The sequence below is a fragment of the Aliiglaciecola lipolytica genome, assembly GCF_018860635.1.
In the GTDB taxonomy this organism is placed as follows: domain Bacteria; phylum Pseudomonadota; class Gammaproteobacteria; order Enterobacterales; family Alteromonadaceae; genus Aliiglaciecola; species Aliiglaciecola lipolytica_A.
In genome coordinates this window covers 105,837-132,645 of the sequence record NZ_JAHKPT010000006.1, presented here as the reverse complement: position 1 = coordinate 132,645, position 26,809 = coordinate 105,837, and the positions used below count along the sequence as shown (strand labels likewise).

Genomic DNA, 26,809 nt, shown 5'->3' with positions numbered 1-26,809 from the left:
TCATGGTTAACTTCTATTCACCGAAAAAGAACAAAAGTAGTGATGCTTCCAAGAGTCAGTTGATTGGTCGGCGGGTTACCGTGACGATTTCTCACTTAGATCATTTGGCCCAAGGTGTTAGTGCAGATCACGACCCGCTTATTTTTATCGAAGGTGTTTTACCTGGCGAAACCGTCGAAGTTGAAATAACAGAAGATCGTGGCAAAGTCTGTAATGCTCGTTTACTCAACATTCTTCAGCCATCGGAATTTAGACAGCTTCCTTTTTGTGAACATGTTGATGTCTGTGGTGGATGCCAAACCCAACATTGCCAAACCGATGCGATGTTGCAATTTAAGCAAGCCGCGATACAAAACCTAATCTTACACACCGCCTTGGATACTAATCAATCTGCGCCACCGGCGAAAAGGGTGCTTAGCAAAGCCACTCGCGGAGGCAAAAATAAAAAGATGCGCAAGTTCAGCGATAAACAATCCAATTTAGATTGGCAAGCTGCACTTCACTCTAGTCCAACGGGGTATCGACGTAAAACACGGTTGTCTGTCGATGCGAGAAATCCAGATGCGTTGAAGCTTGGTTTTCGAACCAAAGGCAGTAATAAAATATTTAGCTTGCAACAATGTCCTGTGCTTAACCAACAACTTGAGCAGTTGATTGAGCCATTACAACAAATGTTCGCTAAGTTGCAAACACCTTCAAATATAGGTCATGTTAGTCTGCTAAACGCTGATAATGGTGTACAAGTTTGTATCCGCACGATTCACTCCTTGAGTCACCAAGATTGTGCGTTATGTGCTGAGTTTGCTGAAAAATATGGTCTACAGTTAATTTTAGAAGATAAGCAAAACAGACAAGAGTTTGTTACCCAGCGCGATAAGCAGTTGGCTTATGAAATTAATCCTAAGTTGAGTCTGCAGATCCACAATGATGATTTTGTGCAGGTAAATCCGCAGGTTAATCAGAACATGATCAAGCAAGCAATGGATTGGCTAGAGTTAGACAAATCTGACGCTGTTTTGGATTTATTTTGCGGAATTGGTAATTTTAGCCTGCCCATTGCGGCTCAATGCGACCGTTTAGTTGGTGTCGAAGGTGTACCTAAAATGGTGCAAAGAGCCCAACATAATGCAACTATCAACAAACTCAATAATTGTCATTTCATTCATTCTGATTTGAATAGCACAAAATTATCTGAGCATGAGCAAATTGAAACCTGCAATAAAGTGTTACTTGATCCTGCCCGAGAAGGTGCACTGGCTGTTGTTAAACAGCTAGCTACTTTAAAGCCATCTCATATTCTTTATGTGTCCTGCAATCCTGCCACTTTCGCCCGTGATGCAGCACAATTAATTGAAAAAAATTATAGACTCGATAAATTATGTGTAATGGATATGTTTCCACAAACTGCACACACTGAATTGATGGCATTATTTGTGCCTCTGAATAAACGAAAGTAACTCTACTGGGCTATTATTATGGTTTCTATCCGAACAGTTCATCAACCAGAACGACCTACATTTGATAAATGGCTTGATTGCCTGAACCTGTCGGAGAGCACCAAACAAAAACTACGAGACACATCTGAATCACCGGAAATCTTGCTTGTCGGCCAAGAAATGGTGGAAATTCTGCATGAATTAAATATGGATGATGAAACGCTTCAAGCGTCTTTAGTGTATCCATATTGTGAAGTGCATGGTTTAGATGATGATCAAATCGAAGAAGAGTTTGGCAAGGGCGTGCGTCATCTAATCAGTGGTGTACGTCGTATGGATGCGATTAAAACCTTGCATAGCCGTAGCAGTAAAAAAGCTGATGAAGCGCAAATAGACAATATTCGGCGCATGTTGTTAGCCATGGTCGAAGATGTTCGCACGGTATTAATCAAATTAGCTGAGCGAATTTGTACGCTACAGAAAATGAAAAAAGCGGATGAAGAAACCCGTGTTATCGTTGCGCGTGAATGTTCAACTATCTACGCTCCCCTTGCTAATCGGTTAGGAATTGGTCAACTGAAGTGGGAGATAGAGGATCTATCGTTTCGTTATTTACACCCAGAAACATACAAACAAATTGCTAAATTATTAGATGAAAAGCGTACCGACAGACAGCAATATATCGAAGAGTTTGTTACCAATTTACAAACTGAAATGGATAATGCCAATATAAAAGTTAAAGTCTACGGCCGACCAAAACACATTTACAGTATATGGAAGAAAATGCAGAAAAAGCATTTGTCTTTTGAGCAACTGTATGACATTCGAGCGGTCCGAATCATCGCTGAAAGACTGCAAGATTGTTATAGCGCTTTGGGTATCGTCCATTCACTTTTTAAACATATTCCGAATGAATTCGATGATTATATTGCCACTCCCAAACCTAATGGATATCAATCGATACATACCGTTGTTAATGGTCCTGAAGGACGTCCGGTTGAAATACAGATTCGTACTGAGCAAATGCATCAGGATGCGGAGCTAGGGATTGCCGCCCATTGGAAGTATAAAGAAGGGGTCAGTTCAGAGCGCTCAGCTTACGAAGATAAAATTAATTGGTTGCGTAAAATTCTGCTGTGGCAAGAAGAAGTCGCAGAATCAGGCGATTTGGTGGAGGAGTTACGCAGTCAGGTTTTCGACGACAGGGTTTATGTCTTTACCCCTAAGGGCGATGTTATTGATTTGCCGCTGGGTTCAACTCCATTAGATTTTGCTTATTACATCCATAGTAATGTAGGTCACCGCTGTAATGGTGCCAAAGTAAATGGCCGTATTGTTACCTTTACTTATCAATTGCAAACTGGCGATCAGGTTGAAGTATTGACGGGTAAGAATTTAAATCCTAGTCGCGACTGGATGCACCCTAGTTTGGGTTACGTGCATTCCTCAAGGGCACGAGCAAAAATTCATACTTGGTTTAAAAAACAAGACAAAGAGAAAAACCTACTAGCTGGAAAAGAACTGCTAGACCGTGAACTCTCCAAAGCTAATTTGGTTTTGAAAGATGCCGCTAAGGCGTGTGAACGATTCAATGTGAATCAGGTTGAGGATTTATACGCTGCCATTGGTGGTGGTGATCTGCGCATTATGCAGGTGGTTAATTATTTACAACAATTAGATGCGCCGCCACCGGAAATCGATCCTCGCGTTAAAACCACCCAAAGTAAACCTGCAAAAGGTACCACGGATACCATAGTCGTGGAGGGGGTTGGGAATCTCATGAGTCAAATTGCTAAGTGTTGTCAGCCTTTACCGGGTGATTCAATACAAGGCTATATCACTATGGGACGAGGTATTAGCGTGCATCGAGAAAATTGTGATCAGCTAAGCCACTTATTGGACCAACATCCAGAACGGGAAATAGAAGTAAACTGGGCGAATGATTTAAGAGGCAGCTTCCTAACCGACTTAGATGTTCACACTTCCGACCGCGATGGCATTTTACGAGATATTACTACTGTGTTGGCGAACGACAAGGTCACTTTGTTGGGGGTTAACAGCTTAAGTAACACTAAAGACCAAACAGCTAAAATCAAGATATCTCTGGAAGTTAAAGATCTTGCTAGTTTGTCTAGAACCATTGCCAGATTGCAACAAGTTAAAGGAGTCACTGATGTCGTCAGGCTCGACAAGTGAGTCAGGTGGACTGAGCCATTATCCACAAGTAGAGCGCTTGCTTAGCATCATGGCACGCCTGCGTGATCCTGAAAATGGTTGTCCGTGGGACAAACAGCAAAGTTTTGAAACTATAGTGCCTTTTACCATCGAAGAAGCCTATGAAGTTGCTGATGCAATAGAACATGGCAGCATGCAGGATGTTCAAGATGAACTAGGTGATTTGTTATTTCAAGTTGTGTTTTATGCACAATTGGGGAAAGAGCAGCAAGCGTTTGATTTTGAAGGGATAGCGCAAACAATCTGCGATAAGCTTATACGTCGTCATCCCCATGTATTTGCCGAGCAAAAACAGACTTCAGTAGAACAAGTAAGCCTGACTTGGGATGCGATCAAACAGCAGGAACGAGTACAAAAGGGGATTCATCCACAAGCCAGTATTTTGGATAATATTCCAATCGGAATGTCGCCATTGATGCGAGCGCAAAAAATCCAAAAAGAGTGTGCCAAAGTGGGATTTGATTGGCCTGATGTTGCTCCTGTGGTTGATAAAGTGGAAGAAGAGATCGCTGAGGTAATGGAAGAGGTGAAGCAAGATCCCCAGGATCATCAACGTATTGAAGAAGAAATGGGCGATTTGTTGTTTGGGGTGGTGAATCTATCTAGACATTTAAAGGTGAACCCTGAAACAGCACTTAGAAAAGCCAATCGAAAATTTGCTGGGCGCTTTGCCAAAGTAGAGCAACATTTTGCTGCACAAAAAACCGAGCTCAGTGATGCTACCCTAAGCCAGATGGAAGCCATCTGGCAAAAGGTTAAACATTTAGAAGGTTAGTTTTCGCGCGCCTAAACCAGCAAGTAATAGCAGTAGCAACCAAGTCATAGAACCACCCCCTCCAGAACTACTATCAGTTGGAGTCGTTGGGTTGCTAACTGGCGTTGTCGGAGTGAATACAAAGTTACGCACTTTCCCTTGGTCGTCGCCTTCTGAAACACTCAAGTCTTTGCGATAGGATATTTCTATTAAGTGATTACCGTCAGCAAGCGATATGCTCTGAGTCGTAAAATCCACTTCACCGGAAATAAATTCTTGTTCTTCACCATTTACCAGCAGATAAAGAGCGTCAAATGGCTCTGTTGGTTCATCTTCGTTTTCTTCTGATGAAACTGCCCACTCAAAATTCAATGTGCCTTCGCCTTCAATCAGGGCGATCAAAATACTCTCTTGATTACTTGAAATATTGCCACTTACAATACCTCCCAAAGAGCTACTTCGCCAAGCCGCGTCGCCACCACTGTATATCGTCACTGCTGCGTTTGCTGTGCCTATTGAACTAGCCAAATTAGTAGCTTGGTCAACCGCATAACCTTGAATATTAATATTGCTAGTGGGAATATCTTGTACATCAGATGTAATCGAAATTGTAGCTGACTTAAGCCCTTGAGATTGTGCATTAAAGGTGAGCAAAAGCTGACAGCTCTGTTGTGCCGTTAAGCTCGTGCATTGACTGCTATCGATACTAAAGTCGTTGCTATTAGACAGGCTAATAGTTGGCATAATCGTACTGTTCGAATTATTAGTCACTGTATATTGCTGTACAAAATTTACGTTGACTGGTGTGTTGGTGATCTTCGCTTCTCCTGTAATACCAACGCCATAGCGAGTGGCGTTAATGAAGCCGAGCAAAGCGCCGACTCTGGCATATACACCAGGATAACCTTCAGCTGCACAGCCTATGCCCCAGCTGGTGATACCCACTTGCATGGGGCCTGAACTCGTTTCAACAAACAAAGGCCCGCCACTATCGCCTTGACAGGCACTTGCTCCACCTGAATCCAGTGCCGCACATATCATTTGCTCGGTAATACCAGTAGCCGATTGACTTACCCCTTGTGAATTAGCTAATTCACTGCGACATTGGGTATTGGTGAGCAGGGGAAGTTCCACTTCTTGCAGTATATCTGGGAAGTTGCCAGTAGGTCCCTCGTTCGGCAGGTAACCGGTGCGGCCACCCCAACCAATAGATGTCGCAATCGTATTCTCGATAGCGAGTTGGTCTGTGGTGCTTGAATCTGCAAGTTGAATAGCCGTGTTTTCAAGACTCTGCTCTAATTCTATCAGCGCCACATCGTTATCGAAGGTTTCTGAATCATAATTAGGATGGGAATAAATCCGCTTAATGGCTAATGCTTGATCTGCACCATCTCTGAGATCGTATTCACCAACGTTAACTCTGTATTGATCTGCAAATTCAGAGTCTACACAATGGGCTGCGGTTAATACCCATTGCTCACCTAAAAATGTTGCTCCGCAAACGACATCTTGAACCGAACCTTGCAAAGTCGTAACAGTAATGCTGGCGGTGGCATTTTCTAATTGGATGAGTGCTTGTCCATCTTCTTGAGTAATACCCACAATTGGGATGCTGCCATTGAAGTCGTCGCCCAGTGTTCCTGATTCTAAGGGCCCATCGACGTTGTTATAGATAATCGCGCCAATTCCACCACCGGATTCACAATTGAGCGCTTTTTCGGAAAAATTAATTTCACCACGTTCGATTAAACAAATATTATTTGTTACGCCTTGGCATTGTGCATCGCCGATACCACAGTCGACTATAATACCTGTCGCTTCGCCGTCTGGTCCAAATCCGAATGGATCAGATTGATAAGCAGTATTATTTACCGTAACCGTAGTTTCCACTTCTGTACCCACTACCACTAATGCCGACATAAAGGGATACTCTCCCTCATCAGCAGATGAGCCTCCAACAATCAGAGGGGTAATAGCCGAGTCTTTTTTTTCGCTACTTTGCTGTTTGCTCAACGCTATTTGCTCTGAACGTAAACTGGTAGCAGAGGCTAAGTTAAATTGTATGGCTGTAACAACCAACAAAAACCACTTAATATACTTCATCTAACTGACTCCAATAGAAAATTGTATTCGCGCATAACAGACAAATGATATCCCAGACAGTGCGCGTTATGACCATAAAAATGACCTATGGTTTACATTGTTGGGCAATATATCTCAAACAAGGTTAATTAACTAATTTAGTGTTTTCAGGTATCTCAACTTGATACGGCTGTAATAAATACCAATATTTTCGCTGCAACTTGCCTTTACAATGGATCAAGTTAGATGAATAGAATATGAATTGATTGACTTAATTGCCTAAAAAACTTGCAATATACTCTCGCGTTTTATGAAAACTTCTGTATAATTCGCGCCCTGCCCAGTTACGCCCACTTTGGGAAAGTGGAAGAATCAATCGACTCGAAGGGGTCAATATGTTGATTTAAGAGGTTTTCTGGATTGTTGAATATAAGATGTTAAACATCGGATATTTGGCTAGAGCAGAAAATTAACCAGTAACAATTTATATATTTCGGGTATTTTAAAATGAAAACTTTTGTTGCAAAACCAGAGACGGTAAAACGCGACTGGTATGTGGTTGACGCCGCAGACAAAACACTAGGCCGTTTGGCCACAGAGATCGCGATACGTTTACGCGGTAAGCATAAGCCAGAGTACACACCTCATGTTGACACTGGTGATTACATTATCGTAATCAATGCTGAAAAAGTAACTGTTACTGGCCGTAAGGCACAGAACAAAATCTATTATTCCTACACTGGTTACCCAGGTGGATTGAAAGATACAACATTTGAGAAACTTCAAGCTCACAAGCCTGAAATGATCATTGAGAAAGCGGTAAAAGGTATGTTGCCTAAAGGTCCTCTTGGACGTGCTATGTTCCGCAAAATGAAAGTGTACGCTGGTACTGAGCATTCACATGCTGCTCAACAGCCTCAAGTTCTAGACATTTAAGGAGCGAGAAAAATGGCAGATACTCAATACTACGGCACTGGCCGTCGCAAAAGCTCTACCGCTCGTGTTTTTCTACGTCCAGGTAGTGGCAACATTGTAGTTAACAAACGTCCTTTGGATGTTTTCTTTGGTCGTGAAACAGCACGCATGGTTGTTCGTCAGCCACTTGAGCTAGTTGAAATGACTGATAAATTTGACCTATACGTCACCGTAGCCGGTGGTGGTATTAGTGGTCAAGCTGGCGCAATCCGTCACGGTATTACTCGTGCTTTGATGGAATATGACGAAACACTTCGTCCAGCTCTTCGTAAAGCCGGGTTCGTAACTCGTGATGCACGTAAAGTTGAACGTAAGAAAGTGGGTCTTCATAAAGCGCGTAAGCGTCCTCAATACTCAAAACGTTAATTTTTACGTTACGAATATTTCAAAAAACCCAGCAACGCTGGGTTTTTTATTGTTAAAAATTTGATGTTTTTATGTCTATTAAATTTGATTGAGTTGTCCTAAGACAAATTAATCCCACAAAACATAGGTTTATTTACTTAATTCCTTGTCTTTATTAGGGGTTTTCTTTTATCATTTCATGTTAATAGATAAATTCAACAAAACCGTAATTTCTTGTGACAGTTAGCTGCTAGCAAATCGCTATCGGAACCAACTAGTTATGTTCAAGAAGTATCACTAAATCCGAACTTGGAGAAGAGTGGATGAGCAATGTGTCTGTCGATACAAATGATTCGTCAAAGAATGACAATCAGCCCCAAGACAACCCTAGACGCCGATTCCTCACTGTAGCTACATCAGTGGTGGGTGCAGCAGGCGTTGCAGGTGTCGCAGTACCTTTTATTGGTTCTTGGAACCCGAGTGAAAGGGCGAAAGCCGCTGGAGCTGATGTGCAAATTGACATTGGTAAAATTCAGCCGGGGCAAATGATCCGTGTTATCTGGAGAAGTAAACCAGTTTGGGTTGTAAGGCGGACGCCAGAACTGCTAGCTTCACTGGCAAAACACGAAGATATACTCAAAGATCCAGATTCTGAGCAAGAGCAACAACCTGCTTTTGCTAAAAATCGTTACCGTTCTCTGAAGGAAGAATACCTAATACTCGTGGGCATTTGTACGCATCTTGGATGCTCTCCACAGCATTTGGCTGACGGCGCATTTGCCGAATACGTTGAAGGCGTAGACGAGGGATTCTTCTGCCCTTGTCATGGTTCCAAATTTGATATGGCTGGCCGCGTGTTTGATGGAGTACCTGCACCACTGAATTTGGTTGTTCCGCCTTATCAGTATGTTGATGACAATACCGTTATTATCGGTTCAGAAGCCGAGGGGGCAGCATAAGATGTTTAAAAGTCTTTTAGATTGGATTGAATATCGTATTCCGATGATGCGCGTTGCTAACATGCACGCGATTCAATACCCTGCACCAAAAAATATGAATTTTTGGTATATATTTGGCTTCTTGGCCACAATTGTACTGATAAACCAAATTGTCACCGGTGTGTGGCTAACCATGAATTTTGTACCTTCATCTGAAGGTGCTTTTGCTTCTGTAGAATACATCATGCGTGATGTGCCTTACGGAGACGTACTTAGATACATGCACTCTACAGGGGCTTCGGCTTTCTTTATCGTGGTGTATTTGCACATGTTCCGCGGAATGATGTACGGCTCTTACCAAAAGCCTCGTGAACTACTGTGGTTGTTTGGTATGTTCATTTACCTTGCGCTAATGGCTGAAGCCTTCATGGGTTACGTACTTCCTTGGGGACAAATGTCCTACTGGGGTGCGCAGGTAATTGTATCCTTGTTTAGTGCAATCCCTGTGATTGGTCCAGACTTAGTTGAATGGATTCAAGGGGACTACGTTATCTCTGGTGCTACCCTCAATAGATTCTTCGCCTTGCATGTTATTGCATTGCCACTGGTCATCGTCATTCTAGTGTTCTTACACATAGTTGCGTTGCATGAAGTAGGTTCAAATAACCCTGATGGCGTTGAAGTTAAGCGCAAAAAAGGTTCATTGACTGAAGATCAAAAAACCAAATTTGAAATGCACGAATACTACACTAAAAAATACGACATCATTGATGACGTAGTACCTTTCTTCCCACATATTGTGTTGAAAGACATGGTTGCATTTGCTGCATTCTTATTTATCTTCTGTTACATCATGTTCTTCGCACCTGGAATGGGTGGGTACTTCCTAGAACATCCTAACTTTGAAATTGCTAACCCGTTGAAAACTCCTGAACATATTTTCCCTGTTTGGTATTTCACACCCTTCTACGCAATCTTAAAAGCCGTTCCAGATAAGCTCGGTGGTGTTATCGGTATGTTCGCTGCAATCATTGCTTTGTTCTTACTACCTTGGATTGACCGCGGTAAAGTGAAATCTTGGCGTTATCGTTGTGGTTTACATCGCTGGAATCTATTGGTATTTGCAGCCGTGTTTATCTTCTTAGGTTACTTAGGTGGTACACCACAAGAAAATTGGAAAATAATTGCGTCTCGAATCGCAACTATCATGTACTTTGGATTCTTCGTTTTAATGTTTATTTACAGCAGAAATGAGAATACTAAGCCGGTACCAGAGAGGATCACGAAATGAAAAAGTTTGTATTAGTGTTAACTTTATTGTTTTCGGGACTTGCTGGTGCAGCCGGTGGTGGAATCGAAAACGACCATATAGATATTGATTTGAACGACAAAGCAGCATTACAAAATGGTGCTAAGTTGTTCAATAACTACTGCTTAGGTTGTCATAACATGCAGTACCAACGTTATGAGCGCAGTTTCAAAGATTTAGGGATTCCTAATGAATTGGGACAGGAATATTTGCAGTTCACCGGTGAAAAAGTATCTGACCATATAAAAAGTGCTATTCCTGCTGAGAATGCCGCTAAATGGTTTGGCGCTCCACCACCTGACCTGACGTTAGTAGCGCGGGTGAGAGGTGCCGACTGGTTGTATACTTATTTGCGTACTTTCTACGTAGACGAAAGCAAAACCTTTGGGGTTAACAATAAGCGTTTCCCTGATGTAGGTATGCCTCACGTATTGCAAGAATTGCAAGGTACACCGCGTGAAACCCATGAAGAACGAATGATCGACGGTGAAATGAAAGAAGTTTACGTTGGCATTAAAACTGATGGTAATGGCGAGCTTAACGCTGAAGAATACGATAAGGCTGTGGGTGACTTAGTCCATTACCTTGTCTATGTTGGTGAGCCTGGTCGTTTGAATCTTGAAGCGACTGGTAGATGGGTTCTTGCCTTCATCGTTGTGTTGTTTATCTTTGTTTACTTACTTAAGAAAGAATATTGGCGTGATGTTCACTAATTCACCCAAAATTAAGGTATAATCCGAAAAGGGGCGAGTCTGCCCCTTTTTTTAATGAGTCTAATACCTTGGCGGTGTTAGGCAGCCAATCAATTTTGTGGTTTAAAACAAAGAATTGGTTGACCTGTTTTGTTGATTCTGGAGGATAGTTAATGGCTGTAGCCGCGAATAAACGTTCAATCATGACGTTGTTCTCAGACACAAGTGATATTTACAGTCACCAAGTGCGTATTGTACTTGCGGAAAAAGGAGTGGGTGTTGAAATCAGCTATACTGATCCAACCAACCTTCCTGAAGATTTACTTGATTTAAATCCCTATGGCACAGTGCCTACGCTGGTCGATAGAGAACTTGTTTTGTACAAGTCCCATATTATTATGGAATACTTGGATGAGCGTTTCCCACATCCTCCTCTTATGCCAGTTTATCCTGTTTCTCGCGGCCAAAGTCGTTTGATGATGCACCGTATAGAACAAGATTGGTATTCAGTTGCTGAAAAGATTCTTTCTGGTAAAGGTGATTTGGATGCAGCACGCAACGAATTGCGCGAAGCGTTACTTAGCCTAGCTCCATTATTTGCTGAAACTCCATTCTTTATGAGCGAAGAGTTTAGTTTGGTTGACTGTTACTTAGCTCCGCTATTGTGGAGGTTGCCTGCACTTGGTATCGAATTAACCGGTACTGGCAGTAAAGAAGTATTAGCCTATATGAATCGCATATTTGCTCGTAGCTCCTTTAAAGCTTCGTTGACTGATCAAGAAAGAGAGATACACGATCCACTATAAGTGGTTTAGGTAGCATATTATGATGACTTCAAATCAACCGTATTTGTTAAGAGCATTTTACGAATGGATCGTAGACAACGACTTAACACCTTATTTAGTTGTTGATGCAACTGTTCCTGGTACTAACGTGCCACAGGAGCATGTGCATGATGGACAAATTGTTCTTAATGTATCACCAGGTGCATGTGTTAAATTAAATCTCGGTGATGCAGATGTTAGTTTTGAAGCTCGCTTTGGTGGTGTTGCACGGCAATTAGTCGTGCCCACTCATGCTGTTTTGGCTATATATGCTAAAGAAAATGGTGCTGGTACAGTATTTACTCCTGAAGAAAATTTAACTGATGGAGATAAAGGCGGAGTCGCTTCTAAACCTAAAGCGACACCTAAGCCTGAGAGAAAAGGACCACCCAATTTAACGGTTGTTAAATAATCAATAAGAGGCGCTGTTTAGCGCCTTTTTTGTCATCTAGTAAAATTAATCAGTTCAACATTTCTAGGAAAGGTATACATGCGTTATTGGCTCATTTTGGTAACTATTTTGATTACCGGTTGTGAAAATGGTGGAGTAGCAGATGACTCCATGTGGCAAATTTGTGATACCTATAAAGATATCTGTGATAACACTCATTCCGGAGCCTTGTGTTCAATACCTCGCAGTGAAGTCATTCGAGATCTAGCGCGTCAACGTGAGCAACTTAGCTCTATCAATACTTATGTTGCCCTCAAAACCTTAGATGCGTATCGCAGTTGTCTGGAGGATGCTTTTGTTTCTGAAGCGGTGAGAAATAAAGATGACAAACAATCACAAATCATAACCATCAGAAAGATTCCCGAAATACAGAAGGAATTAATTGCCAGTACTCGCGCTATAGCTCGTCCTGAAGTCAATCTATGGTTATGGACAAACTCTCAGAATGACGACAACTGGGAGTCTATGGTAAATGGCTTTGAGACAGCTAAAGACGTTCACGTAGATGTTTATGTTGCGTTGATGACCCGATACGCTAAATACAACAAAGAACAAGGTCTAGAGTATGCTCGTCAAGCACTCAAAAAGGCAGACGTAATTAAAGATATTCAGCCGTCAGTATATGAATTTTATGTTGGCTACTATCTGGATAAAAATGAACTAGAGAAGGCCGCTATTTGGCAAGGTCTATACAGTGCTTTAGACAAAAGTAAAGCTGAAGTGAACGCGCATTATTTTAAATTATTTGAAAAAATGTCACCGTCTCAAATACGCGTTGCTCAGAGCAAAGTGAATGATTTATTATTCGACGCTAAATGGTTATATAAAGATATGGACTCGTTTCCCAAAAACTTACAGTGAGTAACCTTACACAGCGGTTCCCGAGTCCAATCTAAAAAGATACCTATTTGTATTCAAATGCTTTGATGACTCGGGCGACACCATTTACGTTTCTGGCCACTTCAACCGCGATATCCGCTTCGTTGCTATCGACTAAGCCCATTAAAAACACTTCAGAGTCTTCAACTTCGACAATGATATTTAATCCATCCACACGTTTATCGCCAATCAGGGCGGTTTTCACCTTGCTGGCTAACCAAGTGTCATTTGCTATCACTGTGGCGGGTATAGGCTCAGCAACGCGCATTTGATTATGAATTTTACGCAAATTCTCAACAGTTTGTGCGGTTGTAGAAATCTCTGCTTTGATTGATTCTGTTGGTGCTTGTCCTACCAATAAAGCGATGCCATTGAATACTGTTATGTCGATTTTGGCAGAATCTAAATTCGAATTATTAGAAAACTTGGATGCTAACCGTGCCGTGGCGGTTTTGTCATCTATTTGCGTGCCCAAAGTGCGTCTGTCATGGGCTGCTGAAGCTGCGCCCACACCTGCACCGACTACCAGCGCTGCACAGCCCTGCATAAACAATGAGGCCACAACCATTAGAATCAGTAAACGGGAAGACTTAGTAAACATTTAGTTACTCCGCGCCTTGCTCAGGAAACAAACTGTCATCAATACACTCACATAGATTGTGTATCACCAATAAGTGTACTTCTTGGATGCGAGCGGTACGACTAGATGGAACTCGAATTTCGACATCATTTGGGCCAAGTAATCCGGCCATTTCACCACCGTCTTTACCGGTTAGGGCTACTATGGTCATATCTCGACTCAACGCAGCTTCCATCGCATTGATGACATTTCTTGAATTACCACTGGTGGAAATTGCTAGTAAAATATCACCGGCTTGACCAAGGGCGCGAACTTGCTTGGAGAAGACTTCGTCATAACTGTAATCATTGGCGATAGAAGTGATGGTTGAAGAATCTGTGGTTAAAGCCATTGCAGGTAAACTTGGGCGGTCGCGTTCATAGCGGTTGAGAAGTTCTGATGAAAAGTGCTGTGCGTCTCCTGCTGAACCACCATTACCACAGGATAATATTTTATTGCCGTGAATTAATGCATCAACCATCATTTGCGACGCTTTAAAAATAGACTCTGGAAGTACTTCTCCTGCAGCGATTTTAGTCTGGATACTTTCAGTGAAATTAGCTTTTATTTGTTCAATCATGACAATCTCAATAGTGTTTTAAATAGAATTTCAATGGCGTTTCTTTCAGACCGACTTAAACCATTGGATTTGATCCCCGTCAATCGCAACTAAATCGATTCGATGCGCTACCATTGCGGGGTTTAGACGGTGAAAGTGCATAAAATGTTTCACTGCCTGCGTAAATTTTTTTCGTTTAGCAGCATGAAAATATTCCGCTGCCGTACCGTAGTCAGATCGACTCCGAAATTTCACTTCAACAAATACCCATTCTTGGTCATCTTGCATCACCAAATCTATTTCACCTGTGCGGCAGTGATAATTGCTTTGGAAAAATCGGAGTCCGTTTTCTTCCAAGTATTGGCGAGCTCGATTTTCAGACAGCAGCCCTGTTGTTCTGGAAAAGCGCTGCTTAATCCATTGCAAGCAAAATAACCTCGTTTTCGGTAATCTTTCCAAATGGCAGTACACGAATAATATTGCCATTTTGGTCTACTGAAAGGGTTCCTGTCAGGCCTTTAATAGAAACTTGTGGTAATGCTTTTAAACCGGGTAAGAAAGGTACCAGAGTATACGCATCATAACCTAATGCAAATAAACGTTTTAACGTGTCGTCTTGTTTAGGCCAAATTTCAGCAACTTCATTTTTAAGTGACTGGTGCTCGCCATCAGGCAACATCCAAGGCATGTCAGTAAATGTGATATTGCGCAGATCTCGTAAGGTATTATTACTGAAGTTCTGACTATAACTCCGTGATGAAGCATATACGGGCACAGCTTTATCATTAAATGGACTTAAACTTGTTTCAACAATAGGGTTGAGTAATTCGGTTTGTTCTGGAGATGCAAATAATACTATGGCATCAACATCTCGACGGTTTCGTGGTACCGAATATATCTTCTCGCTTGTGATACTTTCCAACTGATCAATGCGGGTTTTACTTTGGGATACATCCAGCAAAGAGGTTAAGCTGGTTCGCATACTTTTATTATCGGTAAAAGTCGCTAATCCCGGTGACACATCATTGTCTTCGGTTAAAATTTGCCAAGTTTGCAGAAACGTATTGGCCATTCGCATAGGGGCACCGCTTTGCTGGGTTACCACTATTGGACTTACCGCTCCAGTTTTGAATACTTTGTTGGCCAGTTGCACCGCCTCATCTTCTGGTGATAATGCAAAGTAAATTCGAATCCCAGGAGGGGCTGCTTGCTCAGCTAGCGCTAATTTCTGATTTTCATCGATGGGCTGTGTATCTATTATTCCAGGTTCTGCGACTAAGTTTGTTTCGTCTAATCGGTTCAAGCCAATTATATTCAGTTCTGGAGGAGCAAGCTGACTGAACTCAGCCAATTTATCTTTTACTAGAGGACCGATAACCACATCATAATCAGAAACTTCTGCCACTAATTCTGACATTGGTTTACTTTCTATATCGAAAAAGTGTAGCGCTGGAAAAGCATCCTGAGAATCACTTGAAACAGATTTCTGTTTTAAATAGTAGGCGGCTAAGAGGCCTTGTTTTATGGCTTCTCCTTGTTGCGATAACCTGCCTGAAAGCGGCAGTAAGACTGCAATTTTTTGCATTTGTAATTGACTGATCTGCATGGCTTGCTGTATTTCACCAGGCAAATTAAGGCTTAACGGGTGAGCTTGAAAACGTGTTTGCCATTCGGCTACGGCAGTTTGTAATTGCCCTTGTTGCAGACCAAAACGTTTAACAATCAAACTCAGTTGTAACCAAGCAGACAAATCTGCATGTTTGCGCAGTGCATTCTCTAACTCTTGTTCATTCAGTCTTTGCAGCAGATACCATATATCTTCACTTTGCTGTTGTTCTGTCGGTTCAATTTGATTCAAGGATAGTGCCGCATTTAGCCATTGTTTTAAATGCACAAACTGCGCATATTGGATACGAAGAGCGCGGTTCTTATGACTAATATCTTGATTTATTTGGCCTTGCAGTTTTGCGATTTTTTGCCAGTCAGTAGCGGGCTTAGATAACTCACATTCCGCTAAAATTATTTGACTTTGATTGCGTAGGGCTGGGTCAGTAAATTCACGGATAGATAAATGTACAATTTTTTCACTTTGCAGACATGCGCCTTGCTGTTTATAAGATTCTGCGGCACGGATTATCCATTGATTACGCCGATGTTGGTCTCCGGTATTGGCATAAACACGTTTAGCTTCATCTAAATAAAAGATAGGATCTTGCGGTAGCGTGTTTTGTTCATCTTGTTTAACCAGATCTGTTGACTGATTATTGCTCGCCGTATCGTTCTTCACAGGTGTTGAACCACAACCAATTAATGCCGTGATCGCACTGCAAGCAACTAGCCATTTTAACTTACCCATCGATACTCTCAAAATTTTCCAACCCATTTACCTTTAGGTAGTTTAAAATGCCTAATGACGTAAAACAATCAAAGGCTGATTATAAGTGGTAAAAACTGGCACATTGTTCATTGTTTCAACACCAATTGGAAATTTGGATGATATTACGCACCGCGCAATCAAAGTATTAAATGAAGTGGATTTGATTGCCGCCGAAGATACTCGACATAGTCAAAAGCTGTTGCAGCATTGGGGAGTGAAGACCCGAATGACTGCAGTTCATGATCATAACGAAAAACAAATTTCTAATCGCTTGATAGAACAGTTGAAAGAAGGACTGAATGTCGCGTTGATTTCAGATGCAGGCACACCTTTAATTAGTGATCCTGGATATAACTTAGTCAATCGCTGTAGAGAGCAAGAGGTGACAGTAGTGCCTATCCCAGGCGTTTGTGCGGCTATTGCTGCCTTAAGTGCATCTGGGCTTCCCACAGATCAGTTTCTATTTTACGGATTTTTGCCTGTAAAGCAGGTCGCTAAACATAGCGTACTAGAACGTCTCAATAGCGAAACAGCAACCACTGTTTTTTACGAATCTCCCCGTCGTATTGCAGATACAGTAAAAGCTATAATTGAAGTCTTGGGTGAGGACCGTAAATTATCCATCGCCAAAGAAATAACTAAAACCTTCGAAACATTTTATTCTGCAAGTGCCGTTGAGGTCTTGGCGTGGCTTTTAGAAGATGCTAACCATCAGCGCGGAGAATTTGTGTTGATGGTTGCAGGCGCACCGAAAAACGATAACGAATTGCCAGCTGAAAGTTTGCAACTGCTCAAAATCTTATTGCAAGATTTACCCTTAAAAAAGGCAGCAGCGCTTACAGCTCAGCATTTCGGTGTTAAAAAGAATGCACTTTATCAGTACGGTTTAACCTTGAATGAGTAAAGTGAAGGCGTTTTTTTCAACGCTAATAATCATTTTCCTTGGGACTAATTTATCCTTATCTAATAGTGTCTATGGACAGTCAGCGACCCAGTTAGAAAAACCTGCTGGAAACGAGCAGGGCGCTTGGTACGCAGATAGCCGCGGGATTATGGGCACCAACATCCATACCGAAATTTGGGCCGCCTCCCCAGAGCTAGGACATGCAGCTGTGGATGCGGTAATGCAAGAAATGCAGCGTATAAATCAATTAATGAGCCCTTATATCGACAGCAGCGAATTGTCGAAAGTGAACCGCTTAGCGGCGAACACCCCAGTAACTGTTTCTAAAGAAATGTTTGAATTATTGCAGTTATCTTATGGGCTTTCAGAGGAAACTGATGGGGCGTTTGACATTACTTTCGCCAGCGTGGGTTATTTGTATAACTATCGGCAAAAACAACGGCCCGATGCGCAGACAATAAAAACCTTGTTGGATGCTATTAATTTTCGTCACTTGCAGCTAGACCCACATAAACAAACTGTTAAGTTTGCGCACCCTAAAGTCAAAATAGATTTGGGGGGGATTGCCAAGGGCCACGCAGTTGATAATGCATTATCTATTTTAAAAAATATGGGTATTGAGCATGCTTTAGTAACAGCCGGCGGCGATACGGGGCTGCTAGGCGATCGCAATGGCCGTCCTTGGAAAGTGGGTATTCGTGACCCTCGAAATCGGCAAAAACAAGCAGTGGTTTTGCCTCTTGAAAATATCGCAATGTCCACCTCTGGTGATTATGAAAGATATTTTGAAGAGGATGGGAAACGCTATCATCACATTCTTTCTCCGCAAAGTGGGGAATCCATCTATGAAGTGCAGAGTGTGACTATCATAGGTCCCAGAAGCACGTTGAACGATGGTTTATCCACCGCTGTGTTTGTATTAGGCGTCAAAAAAGGCATAGATTTAATCAATCACACTCGCGGCTATGAAGCGATTATTTTAGATAATCAGCGACGTCTACATTATTCCCAATCATTTGAAGCCGTTAATGTTGCGCATTGATTCTGGGGTTTTTCTAGTCGTACTAGGTACTATTTTATTCTCCAGCAAAGCAATTATGATCAAATACCTCTATCAGCTGGGTATAGGTCCATTGGAGCTGCAAACACTGCGCATGTTGTTTGTCTTACCGTTTTATTTACTTATCCTAATGTGGTCGTTAAAACAAACGGGGTGGGGAACACTCAGTGCTAAGGAATTATTGGCTTGCTGTGCCGCGGGCGTTGCTTGTTATCATTTAGGCAGTTATTTTGATTTGCTGGGATTGCAATATATTACCGCCGGGTTAGAAAGAATCATTCTATTTTGTTATCCCGCAGTGGCCATCTTATTTGGTTGGTGGTTTTTAAATGAAAAGCCGGTCACTAAAATTTGGTTAGCATTAATCTTATCTTACGCTGGAATTTTGGTGTTTTTCTATGCCGACCTCTCGTTTGGTGGAGAAAACATTTACTGGGGTAGCTTTCTGGTTTTTCTTGCGAGCATTTTAACTGCTTGGTACTTAGTGGCTACCCAGCGTTTTTCTCGACAGATTGGTAGTCAGCGCTTTGTTTGCCTGGCTATGATATCTGCTTGTATTACACTGCTCATACATTCTTATGCCGCAGGTGTGGGAGATTTGTTGCACTACTCAACTGAGCTCTATATGGGGGGGGTAATTGTGGCGATCTTTATGACCTTGATTCCATCTTTTATGATCAGTGCTGGGGTTAAAAGAATAGGGGCAAGTAAAGCGTCTATCGTTGGCGCAGTGGGGCCTTTATTTACGATTATATTATCTAACCAGCTTTTGGATGAACCTGTCACCTTTTTGCATATCACCGGTTTGGTGTTGGTAATATTAGGAATGCGGCAACTCAAAACCTAATTGCCGCTGGTAATTCCCGTGTTAAAACCGAATAACGATCAAGATAGACGGTTTCTAAAATCTTCGTAGTTAAATTGGCGAATCAGCTCGAATTCCCCTGTGTTACGAATAATGCCAATTGCTGGGTGCTCGACGCCATTAAAGAATGTTGTTTTCACCATGGTGTAATGGATCATATCTTCAAAAATAACGCGCTCGCCTACCGCTAACTTGTGGTCGAAGCTATAGGTGTCGATAACATCACCTGCTAAACATGAGTTGCCACCTAGTTTATAATCGAAGGCTTTTTCTCCTGGCTCGCCAGCGCCAGTTACAGCAGGGCGATAAGGCATCTCTAATACATCTGGCATATGACCCGTTGCGGAAATATCCAAAATCGCAATTTGTCCTTCATTTTCGACAATATCCACAACTTCGGAAACCAAACTACCGGTTTGCCAAGCTACAGCCGAACCTGGTTCAAGAATTATATGAATATGTGGATGTCGATGTTTAAACTGCACCAAGGTGTCAATGAGATGCTCAAGGTTATAACCTTGTTTGGTCATCAAGTGACCCCCACCGAGGTTTAACCATTGAATATCAGGTAGCCATTTTGCAAAACGTTTTTCCACTGCTAGCAACGTCCGCTCGGTGGCATAAGAGTCGCATTCACACAAATTGTGAACGTGAAACCCGTCGATGCCAGTTAAGTCTGCACCTTCCAAGTCGGCTACACGAATCCCTAAACGGGAGCCTGGTGCGCTAGGGTCGTACAATTCTGTTTCAGCTTCGCGGTGTTCTGGATTTACCCGTATTCCTGCTGAAATACCTTTAGCCAAAACTTGCTCTTTATAGCGTTGCCACTGAGTTAAACTATTGAATGAAATGTGATTCACTAAATTCAATAATTCATCCATGTCTGCCGGTTTATAAGCCGGCGAGAACGCATGGACTTCTTTACCCATTTCAAACTTGGCAAGCTTGGCTTCCCAAACTGAACTGGCGGTACAACCTTTTAAATATTTACCTACAAGATCAAAGGTTGACCACATAGCAAAACCTTTAAGAGCGAGAATAATATCGACCTCAGCTTCTCGCTGTACTCGTTCCATTATCTGCAAATTGCGTTCGAGTTTAGACTCTTCACACACATAACAAGGAGAAGGAATCGCTGGGTTTAACATTATATCGCTCAAGGTTTTGCTCCCAATTAGCGTTTAAAAGGACTTTGTTCGCACTCAATCACGTGCCAAGGTAGCCCATGTTGATTAAGCATGTCCATGAACGGGTCTGGATCAAATTGTTCCATATTCCAAACACCTTCACCTTTCCAAGTACCGTTTAACATAAGCGCTGCACCAATCATCGCTGGCACACCTGTTGTGTAAGAAACGGCTTGTGCGCCAACCTCTTCAAAACAGGCTGCGTGGTCACAGTTGTTGTAGATAAAGATGGTTTTTTCTTTACCGTCTTTAATACCTGTGATGTATGTGCCTATGCAGGTCATACCGGTATAACCTTCGGCAAGTGAACCTGGGTTTGGCAATACAGCTTTTAAGAATTCAAGAGGCACAATTTTTTGGCCTTGGAAGTCAATTGGCTCAATGCTTGTCATGCCTATACCTTCAAGCACGTTCAAGTGGTTTAAGTAAGCATCACCAAATGTCATCCAGAAACGTGCACGTTTCAAGGTTGGAAAATGTTTTACAATAGATTCCAATTCTTCGTGGAACATTAAATAAGAGGCTCTAACCCCAATATTTTGGTAATCAAGGTCTTCTCTGACACTTAATGGATCTGTTTCTTTCCATTGGCCATTTTCCCAAAAACGTCCTCGTTGAGTTATTTCGCGAATATTGATTTCTGGGTTGAAGTTAGTTGCAAAGGCTTGACCATGGTCGCCGCCATTACAATCGACAATATCCAGATAATGAATTTCATCAAAATAATGTTTAGCAGCGTAAGCGGTATAAACGTTAGTCACACCAGGATCGAAGCCACTACCTAAAAGCGCCATGATGCCTTTATCTTTAAATCGATCTTGATACGCCCACTGCCATGAATACTCAAATTTAGCTTCATCTTTAGGCTCGTAGTTGGCAGTATCTAAGTAGTTTGTTCCGGTAGCAAGACAGGCATCCATAATCGGCAGGTCTTGATAAGGTAGGGCTAGGTTGATAAGCAAATCAGGTTTAACTTTGTTGATCAAAGCTTCAACTTCTGCGGCATTATCAGCATCAACAGCATAAACTGCTTTCACACGGTCTGCGCCCACTTCAGCTTGTAAAGCTTCGCATTTGGACACGGTTCTGCTGGCCAAATAGATTTCATCGAAATGCTCTGGCATACGGGCACATTTTTTTATGGTTACTGCAGCAACGCCGCCAGCACCGATGATCAAAACACGAGACATATTAGCTTCCTTTTATCCAAGCTGAAAATTTTGCGCATGCTAACATTGCTAGCTAAAGACGCAATAGGCGAATGCAAAAATATAGACACTTTATTGATGTAATCCAAGTAGCTTATGCAACCTGTGAGGTATTTTTGTGGTAAATCCGCCACCATTGATATTGGCCGATACAAGCCATCACTAAGAAACATAAATAAAGTACGGATGTTGGATACAAATCTTTCTGCCAATAAACCCAAATGGCAACCACATCAACCACAATCCAAAAACTCCAGTTATACAGCTTTTTATGGGACATCAACCATTGAGCAACTAAACTTACACAGGTGGTAAATGCATCAAAGTAAGGTAGGCTCGCATCGGTATTGTTGGCCATAACCCATCCCCATAACAGCGTTGCAATAATCGCCAATGTCGCGATTTGCAAATAGTATCTTTGGCTTCCATGATCGACAATCACATGACCGCCGTCATCTAAATTTTTAGACCAAATCCAATATCCATATATTTGAAAGCCAACATAGATGAGATGCAGGATCATGTCGGAGTACAGTTTTACATCGTAAAAAATATAACTGTACAAACTAACCTGAATCAGGCCGAAGAAAAAACACCAAATACTGCGTTTTATGATCAGAAAGACGCATAAAAAACCGCTGACGGTCGCTATCCACTCAATCGGTGACGCGCCTGCAAAACCCGCTAGCCATTCAGTCCACTGCATGCTTATTCCTTTTTGTCATAATATTCGGTAGAGCTCGTTTCCCTTGAAGTCCGCCGGTGTGCAGAGCGAGGATTTTAGATCCTGCAGGAAAATGGTTGCTCTCTACCAATTGGCGTAATCCCCAAAATAACTTACCTGAATAAATGGGTTCGATTGGGATATTATTATCTTGTTCAAATTGCTCACAAAAAGCGATTAGTTCTGGCGTCTTTTTGGCATAGCCACCAAAGTGAAAATCGGAATTAAGTTGCCAATCTGTCGATGCTTTTTGGCCATTCAATTGTTTCTTACTCTCATTCGGCAAAAACTGGTTCACTAATTCGTGTAAATAGTCATGTCCTTTTAACACACCTATGCCTAACACCCTGGTTTTGCTGTTTTGAGTTGCTTGGATTAACCCTGCCATAGTGCCACCACTGGCAACCGGCGCAACTATCAGATCAAATTCTTGTGTCAATTCTGTAACGATAGACGCAACGCCGCTCAAGGCTTGGTGTTGTGAACCACCTTCTGGAATTATCAATGAATTGGGATGGTTTTGGCGCAGGACTTCAAGGTAAGTATTGTCGGTGCGCTTCGCATAGGTGATTTTGTTGACCCACTCCAATTGTGCACCCCAGCGTTCAAGGTCGTTGAGCATGGGCGTCATATTTTGTGAATAATCCCCTCTGATAACGGCTAACAAAGGGATATTTAACTTTTGGCAGCAAAAACCTAAAGCATGTAAATGATTAGAATGGCCACCTCCAAAACTGATAATTTTAGCTGGTGGTGAATGCGCAGCACTGAACAATGTTTGGCTGAGCTTGCGCCATTTATTACCCGAAATAATTGGGTGGATTAAATCATCCCGTTTAATCCAAACTTCGACTCCATGATCATTTTTCCAGTTTAACCTAAGCTGCTGTTCTGCAGAGGGGAGCTGGATTCCAAGCTCTTGAGTTAATTTGCTAGCAATCACTGAGGCTATATTCCCTTGCGGTTTACTGGCGTTTGAAACGCAATTCTGAGCTATAGGGCGTAAAATGTTGCACTGTCCCTGTTGCAGCTTTGTTTTGTGCTTCAATCCAATATTTTGCAGTCATCAAGTCTGGATGTAATTTTTTAAGGAGATCTTTTAAGTGGCGTTTTCCGACAATGAAATGTTCAAATTGTTCTGGAAAAACATCTTCTGGAGAAACTGACAGTGTGTCCATCGCAAAAGGGTCGTCTGATTTAGGAAGTTCTCTAAACGTACGTTGATTCATCAAACAAATTTCATCGTAATCATAGAAAATCACGCGGCCATGACGGGTAACCCCAAAGTTCTTATGCAACATATCGCCAGGAAATATATTGGCGGCGGCGATTTGTTTAATGCACAATCCCAAATCATTGATAGCATTGTAAATTTTTGTTTCATCGGTTTCAGTTTGCAAAAAAATATTTAAAGGAGTCATCTTACGTTCTATGTAGACGTGTTTGATGATAACTTCGTCTTCCTTAATTTCTATATTTTTACCTGCAACGGCTTGCAACTCTTCTAGTAAAGCTGGCTCCATTCGGTGTTTCGGCAGTCGGAAGTTAACGTATTCATGGGTATCTGCCATGCGTCCTACACGATCTGTGGTTTTGACCAAACGATAGCATTCTCTGACTTGCTCGCGAGTGACTCTCTTACTCTCTGGAAATTCATCTTTTATAATTTTAAAGACTACTCCGTAAGACGGTAAATGGAACACTGCCATTACTAATCCGCGAATCCCAGGGGCAATGCTAAATTGGTCGTCGGTATTCTCTAAGTGCTGTAGAAAATTGCGATAAAAGACGGTTTTACCGTGTTTATAATGACCAATTGACATATACAGTTCGAAATTCTTTTTGTTAGGCATTAACTCTTGTAGAAAAGCTACTATTTCAGCTGGATACAAGGTATCTGCCATAAAGTAGGCGCGGGCAAAACCAAAGATGACGCTCAAGTCTTTATTACTGGTTAGCAAAGCATCTATCTGAAGTTCATTTTTCTCATTGATCAATAAAGCGATAACGAAGGGAAGGGTTTCATCGGGCATACAAATTCGACCGATCAAATAAGCGGCCTTTCCGCGAAAAAACACCGGCTTTAATATCTCTACCGTATGTACCGAGGCCAGTTGAGCTTTGTCTAACCGTGCTCTAAGTGCTTGATCAAGTTGCTCGATATCACTTTGTTTATTTTCATAGGGAATAGAAAATCGGTACATGGCTAAAATCGCTTCCATCATCGAGCCGACAGTGCCGCTAGTATCAAAGCTATTGACTACTTTATGTTTATCTTGCCCAGGGATATAACATCGACTAGGCAAGACGAACATAATCTCTTCATCAATTTTATTGTGTTTATACAGTCTACCGATCACCGAATTATAAAAGGTTTCGGCCAATTCATATTGGGGATGTTGCTCTAATTGAAGGGCGAAAAGGTTTTTAACTTGATGCCAGAATAGATGGGTCTGTTGGCGTGGGTTAATCAATGCATAAAGCTCAGAAATAGTATCAGCTAAACTTTGTTCATAAATAGATATGCGTTCTTTTACCGCAAGCTGGGTGGCTTGCCATTGAGCTTGCTCGAAACGTTGTTTTGCCCCAGAGGTGATTCTACAAAACCAACGGTAGTTTTTTTCAAAACCATAAAGTATCTGATAGGCCACTTTTTCTTGAATGCTTGGCATAGCTTCTGTCACAGTATAAATTTGATTAAAGTGTTATTGAAACACAAAACTATCTAATAATAAGTAAAAAAGTGAGGTGCTGAACTTTGCTGTGTTAATTTGTGATAATTCAACTATAGGACGCAAATAGTGCAACGGAGTTTTCGTTATTGTTTTATCTGGTGATATTCAACCTGAAATGTAGGCGAAAGTAGCAAAACTCGGCTCCATTGAGTTTATCGAAAACCCGCCGGATAAAAACAAACCTCAAGATGTGCTTTATACGTGTAGGCGTTACTAAATTGTCTTGGTTATTAAACTTCGATTTATTCTATGATTTTTCCAAACTTTTAAGTAAAGATTTGATTTGGAATACATGCTCGTCAACTTCATCATGCTCTTTTAGCGCGGCTTCGAGTTCATACACATAATCACGATTTAATCCGCTGGGCCCAGATGAATTGAATATTTGTTTTGCAATGTATTCAATACTCGCTTCACCTAAATAGGCTGCATTATCAGGGCTAGCAATGTAAATTAATCCATTTACGATCCGGTTATTTGATAAATGAATAGGGATTTCATGGCGCAGGTAGCCATTTTTCTCGCGATGATCTAAATGTTCAAAAACTTCATGGTTTACTTTAAAGGCCCTACCAAAACATCGCTCCCCTTGAACGGGAGTTAGTGTGAGTACTCTTCCAGGGCTTTCAGGTGTGCCACGGTGATCATGACTTCCTTGCCAAAAACGCCGCGCATATCCATTAATATACGCATATTCACTGGCTATATAATCAAAGTCTACCTTGTATATGAGAGAGCCATAGCCGAATAGCCAGATTTCATCATAGTCAGCTAGATTCTGACGTTGTTTGTTAATTGCTTGGGTATCGAAAGCCATCTAAAAATACTATTCTGTTACTGTAATCTCGAAATTACCCCACACTTTACACCAGATTTTTAGTAAAAGAATCCAATCTAGACCGTACTATTTTTTCTGATTCCAATAGGCGCTAGCGTACAACTTATTTTTATCATACTGACAGTGTTCATTTAGATGAGCCTTCAATTGCCTGACAATGCTAGCCTCTGCTGCGATAAAAATAGCAGTGTCGCGCAGCTCTCTAGGCTGTGATGATAATGCTGATAAAAAGTCTTTAGTTAACTTATCAGGGGTAATAAACCAGTTAATTTTAATGCCTTCGGGGGCGTCTAACGCCTGTTTATCTGATAATTCAGGTACTTGAATCCATGCCTTGCCTTGCGCGTTCTTAGGCAATTGTTCTAATGTGCCAGCGATAGCGGGCAGGGCGGTTATATCACCAAAGAATAGATGATTAGCGGCATTTAAATCTGGATGTTTTGTGTCTCCCGGCCCTGCAATCCCTAGATAATCACCAGGCTTGGCATTAGCCGCCCAATTGCTGGCTAAACCTTGGTGATCATGGACTGCAAAATCTAATGTTAATTGAGAATTTACGCTATCAAAGTCACGCACAGTATAGGAACGCATCCATTTTTTAAAACCGATATACATACCTAGTTTAGGCATCTTTTGCGGTGAATTGGGATTCGGAAAGATTGCTTTCACATGCGCGCTTTTTTTATCGTTAGGAAAATCTACAAGTTCGTCTCCAGCTAACACGATGCGTCTCATGTGGGGAGACAAATCAATCACCGATTTCACTGTTGTCATACGCATTCTTGGACCCATGGTTTGCTCCTTTATAAATTG

Annotated in this window: 26 protein-coding genes; 14 read left to right on the top strand and 12 right to left on the bottom strand. The window is 41.8% G+C overall.

All coding sequences use genetic code 11. From position 1 onward, the window contains the following. The first annotated feature begins 2 nt into the window (after nucleotides 1-2). Genes rlmD through mazG form a run of 3 tightly spaced genes read left to right on the top strand, consistent with a single transcriptional unit; the run spans nucleotide 3 to nucleotide 4,446 of the window. Nucleotides 3-1,457, top strand: coding sequence for a 23S rRNA (uracil(1939)-C(5))-methyltransferase RlmD (gene rlmD, locus KO530_RS03040; protein WP_216046924.1), 1,455 nt, complete (start codon nucleotides 3-5; stop codon nucleotides 1,455-1,457). An 18-nt stretch (nucleotides 1,458-1,475) separates the two neighbouring features. Continuing rightward, the gene (gene relA / locus KO530_RS03035; protein WP_216046923.1) at nucleotides 1,476-3,632 is read left to right on the top strand and encodes a GTP diphosphokinase; all 2,157 of its coding nucleotides are present in this window, start codon (nucleotides 1,476-1,478) and stop codon (nucleotides 3,630-3,632) included. Further along, nucleotides 3,610-4,446 carry a nucleoside triphosphate pyrophosphohydrolase gene (mazG, locus tag KO530_RS03030; RefSeq protein WP_216046922.1) on the top strand — a complete coding sequence of 279 codons (837 nt, stop codon included), beginning with the start codon at nucleotides 3,610-3,612 and terminating at the stop codon, nucleotides 4,444-4,446. The genes relA and mazG overlap by 23 nt, the downstream gene beginning before the upstream one ends. Here mazG and KO530_RS03025 read toward each other — a convergent pair. Then, complete coding sequence (locus tag KO530_RS03025; RefSeq protein WP_216046921.1) at nucleotides 4,435-6,528, bottom strand: trypsin-like serine protease; 2,094 nt, start codon at nucleotides 6,526-6,528, stop codon at nucleotides 4,435-4,437. The two genes, mazG and KO530_RS03025, sit on opposite strands and share 12 nt — an antisense overlap. 486 nt (nucleotides 6,529-7,014) lie before the next feature. Between KO530_RS03025 and rplM the strand changes: the two genes are divergently transcribed. The 8 genes from rplM to KO530_RS02985 all read left to right on the top strand — a co-directional run bounded on the left by rplM (nucleotide 7,015) and on the right by KO530_RS02985 (nucleotide 12,902). After that, entirely contained in the window at nucleotides 7,015-7,443 is a 429-nt protein-coding gene (rplM, locus tag KO530_RS03020; RefSeq protein WP_216046920.1) for a 50S ribosomal protein L13, read from the top strand. Nucleotides 7,444-7,455: 12 nt separating this feature from the next. Next, complete coding sequence (gene rpsI, locus KO530_RS03015) at nucleotides 7,456-7,848, top strand: 30S ribosomal protein S9 (protein WP_008845414.1); 393 nt, start codon at nucleotides 7,456-7,458, stop codon at nucleotides 7,846-7,848. 302 nt (nucleotides 7,849-8,150) lie between these two features. Continuing rightward, the gene (gene petA / locus KO530_RS03010) at nucleotides 8,151-8,786 is read left to right on the top strand and encodes a ubiquinol-cytochrome c reductase iron-sulfur subunit (RefSeq protein ID WP_216046919.1); all 636 of its coding nucleotides are present in this window, start codon (nucleotides 8,151-8,153) and stop codon (nucleotides 8,784-8,786) included. 1 nt (nucleotide 8,787) lies between these two features. After that, nucleotides 8,788-10,056 carry a cytochrome b gene (locus KO530_RS03005; protein WP_216046918.1) on the top strand — a complete coding sequence of 423 codons (1,269 nt, stop codon included), beginning with the start codon at nucleotides 8,788-8,790 and terminating at the stop codon, nucleotides 10,054-10,056. After that, entirely contained in the window at nucleotides 10,053-10,787 is a 735-nt protein-coding gene (locus KO530_RS03000; protein ID WP_216046917.1) for a cytochrome c1, read from the top strand. Before KO530_RS03005 ends, KO530_RS03000 begins: the two co-directional genes overlap by 4 nt. 152 nt (nucleotides 10,788-10,939) lie before the next feature. Continuing rightward, complete coding sequence (gene sspA / locus KO530_RS02995) at nucleotides 10,940-11,572, top strand: stringent starvation protein SspA (protein WP_216046916.1); 633 nt, start codon at nucleotides 10,940-10,942, stop codon at nucleotides 11,570-11,572. 22 nt (nucleotides 11,573-11,594) lie between these two features. After that, nucleotides 11,595-12,002 carry a ClpXP protease specificity-enhancing factor gene (locus KO530_RS02990; protein WP_216046959.1) on the top strand — a complete coding sequence of 136 codons (408 nt, stop codon included), beginning with the start codon at nucleotides 11,595-11,597 and terminating at the stop codon, nucleotides 12,000-12,002. 78 nt (nucleotides 12,003-12,080) lie between these two features. Next, nucleotides 12,081-12,902 (top strand): DUF2989 domain-containing protein, encoded by an 822-nt coding sequence (locus KO530_RS02985; RefSeq protein WP_216046915.1) that lies wholly within the window; start codon nucleotides 12,081-12,083, stop codon nucleotides 12,900-12,902. A 43-nt stretch (nucleotides 12,903-12,945) separates the two neighbouring features. On the opposite strand, the gene KO530_RS02980 is transcribed toward KO530_RS02985, so the two are convergent. Genes KO530_RS02980 through KO530_RS02965 form a run of 4 tightly spaced genes read right to left on the bottom strand, consistent with a single transcriptional unit; the run spans nucleotide 12,946 to nucleotide 16,454 of the window. Beyond that, on the bottom strand, nucleotides 12,946-13,521 hold the full coding sequence (locus KO530_RS02980; RefSeq protein WP_216046914.1) for a BON domain-containing protein: 576 nt from the start codon (nucleotides 13,519-13,521) through the stop codon (nucleotides 12,946-12,948). Between the two features lie 4 nt (nucleotides 13,522-13,525). After that, nucleotides 13,526-14,119 (bottom strand): phosphoheptose isomerase, encoded by a 594-nt coding sequence (locus KO530_RS02975; RefSeq protein ID WP_216046913.1) that lies wholly within the window; start codon nucleotides 14,117-14,119, stop codon nucleotides 13,526-13,528. A 45-nt stretch (nucleotides 14,120-14,164) separates the two neighbouring features. After that, complete coding sequence (locus tag KO530_RS02970; protein ID WP_252728771.1) at nucleotides 14,165-14,524, bottom strand: YraN family protein; 360 nt, start codon at nucleotides 14,522-14,524, stop codon at nucleotides 14,165-14,167. Beyond that, a complete protein-coding gene (locus KO530_RS02965) occupies nucleotides 14,511-16,454 on the bottom strand; it encodes a penicillin-binding protein activator (protein ID WP_216046911.1) in 1,944 nt (647 codons plus the stop codon). The genes KO530_RS02970 and KO530_RS02965 overlap by 14 nt, the downstream gene beginning before the upstream one ends. Before the next feature lie 85 nt (nucleotides 16,455-16,539). On the opposite strand from KO530_RS02965, the gene rsmI reads away from it, so the two are divergent. The 3 genes from rsmI (at nucleotide 16,540) to KO530_RS02950 (ending at nucleotide 19,286) form a co-directional block, all read left to right on the top strand. Further along, nucleotides 16,540-17,379, top strand: coding sequence for a 16S rRNA (cytidine(1402)-2'-O)-methyltransferase (gene rsmI, locus KO530_RS02960; protein WP_216046910.1), 840 nt, complete (start codon nucleotides 16,540-16,542; stop codon nucleotides 17,377-17,379). A 148-nt stretch (nucleotides 17,380-17,527) separates the two neighbouring features. Next, nucleotides 17,528-18,421, top strand: a complete 894-nt coding sequence (locus tag KO530_RS02955) for an FAD:protein FMN transferase (protein ID WP_252728791.1) — start codon at nucleotides 17,528-17,530, stop codon at nucleotides 18,419-18,421. Further along, entirely contained in the window at nucleotides 18,408-19,286 is an 879-nt protein-coding gene (locus tag KO530_RS02950; protein WP_216046908.1) for a DMT family transporter, read from the top strand. Before KO530_RS02955 ends, KO530_RS02950 begins: the two co-directional genes overlap by 14 nt. A 38-nt stretch (nucleotides 19,287-19,324) precedes the next feature. Here the strand turns inward: KO530_RS02950 and nspC are convergent, their stop codons facing one another. From nspC to KO530_RS02915, 7 genes are all read right to left on the bottom strand, one after another. Next, nucleotides 19,325-20,452 (bottom strand): carboxynorspermidine decarboxylase, encoded by a 1,128-nt coding sequence (nspC, locus tag KO530_RS02945; protein ID WP_216046958.1) that lies wholly within the window; start codon nucleotides 20,450-20,452, stop codon nucleotides 19,325-19,327. 26 nt (nucleotides 20,453-20,478) lie between these two features. Beyond that, nucleotides 20,479-21,681, bottom strand: coding sequence for a saccharopine dehydrogenase family protein (locus KO530_RS02940; protein ID WP_216046907.1), 1,203 nt, complete (start codon nucleotides 21,679-21,681; stop codon nucleotides 20,479-20,481). A gap of 112 nt (nucleotides 21,682-21,793) precedes the next feature. After that, the gene (gene pnuC, locus KO530_RS02935) at nucleotides 21,794-22,405 is read right to left on the bottom strand and encodes a nicotinamide riboside transporter PnuC (protein ID WP_216046906.1); all 612 of its coding nucleotides are present in this window, start codon (nucleotides 22,403-22,405) and stop codon (nucleotides 21,794-21,796) included. Beyond that, nucleotides 22,392-23,366 carry a 1-aminocyclopropane-1-carboxylate deaminase/D-cysteine desulfhydrase gene (locus KO530_RS02930; protein ID WP_216046905.1) on the bottom strand — a complete coding sequence of 325 codons (975 nt, stop codon included), beginning with the start codon at nucleotides 23,364-23,366 and terminating at the stop codon, nucleotides 22,392-22,394. Before KO530_RS02930 ends, pnuC begins: the two co-directional genes overlap by 14 nt. Before the next feature lie 22 nt (nucleotides 23,367-23,388). Further along, complete coding sequence (gene aceK / locus KO530_RS02925) at nucleotides 23,389-25,095, bottom strand: bifunctional isocitrate dehydrogenase kinase/phosphatase (protein ID WP_216046904.1); 1,707 nt, start codon at nucleotides 25,093-25,095, stop codon at nucleotides 23,389-23,391. A 310-nt stretch (nucleotides 25,096-25,405) separates the two neighbouring features. After that, on the bottom strand, nucleotides 25,406-25,975 hold the full coding sequence (locus tag KO530_RS02920; RefSeq protein ID WP_216046903.1) for a gamma-glutamylcyclotransferase: 570 nt from the start codon (nucleotides 25,973-25,975) through the stop codon (nucleotides 25,406-25,408). An 87-nt stretch (nucleotides 25,976-26,062) separates the two neighbouring features. Beyond that, on the bottom strand, nucleotides 26,063-26,788 hold the full coding sequence (locus tag KO530_RS02915) for a siderophore-interacting protein (RefSeq protein ID WP_216046902.1): 726 nt from the start codon (nucleotides 26,786-26,788) through the stop codon (nucleotides 26,063-26,065). Between the last annotated feature and the right edge of the window lie 21 nt (nucleotides 26,789-26,809).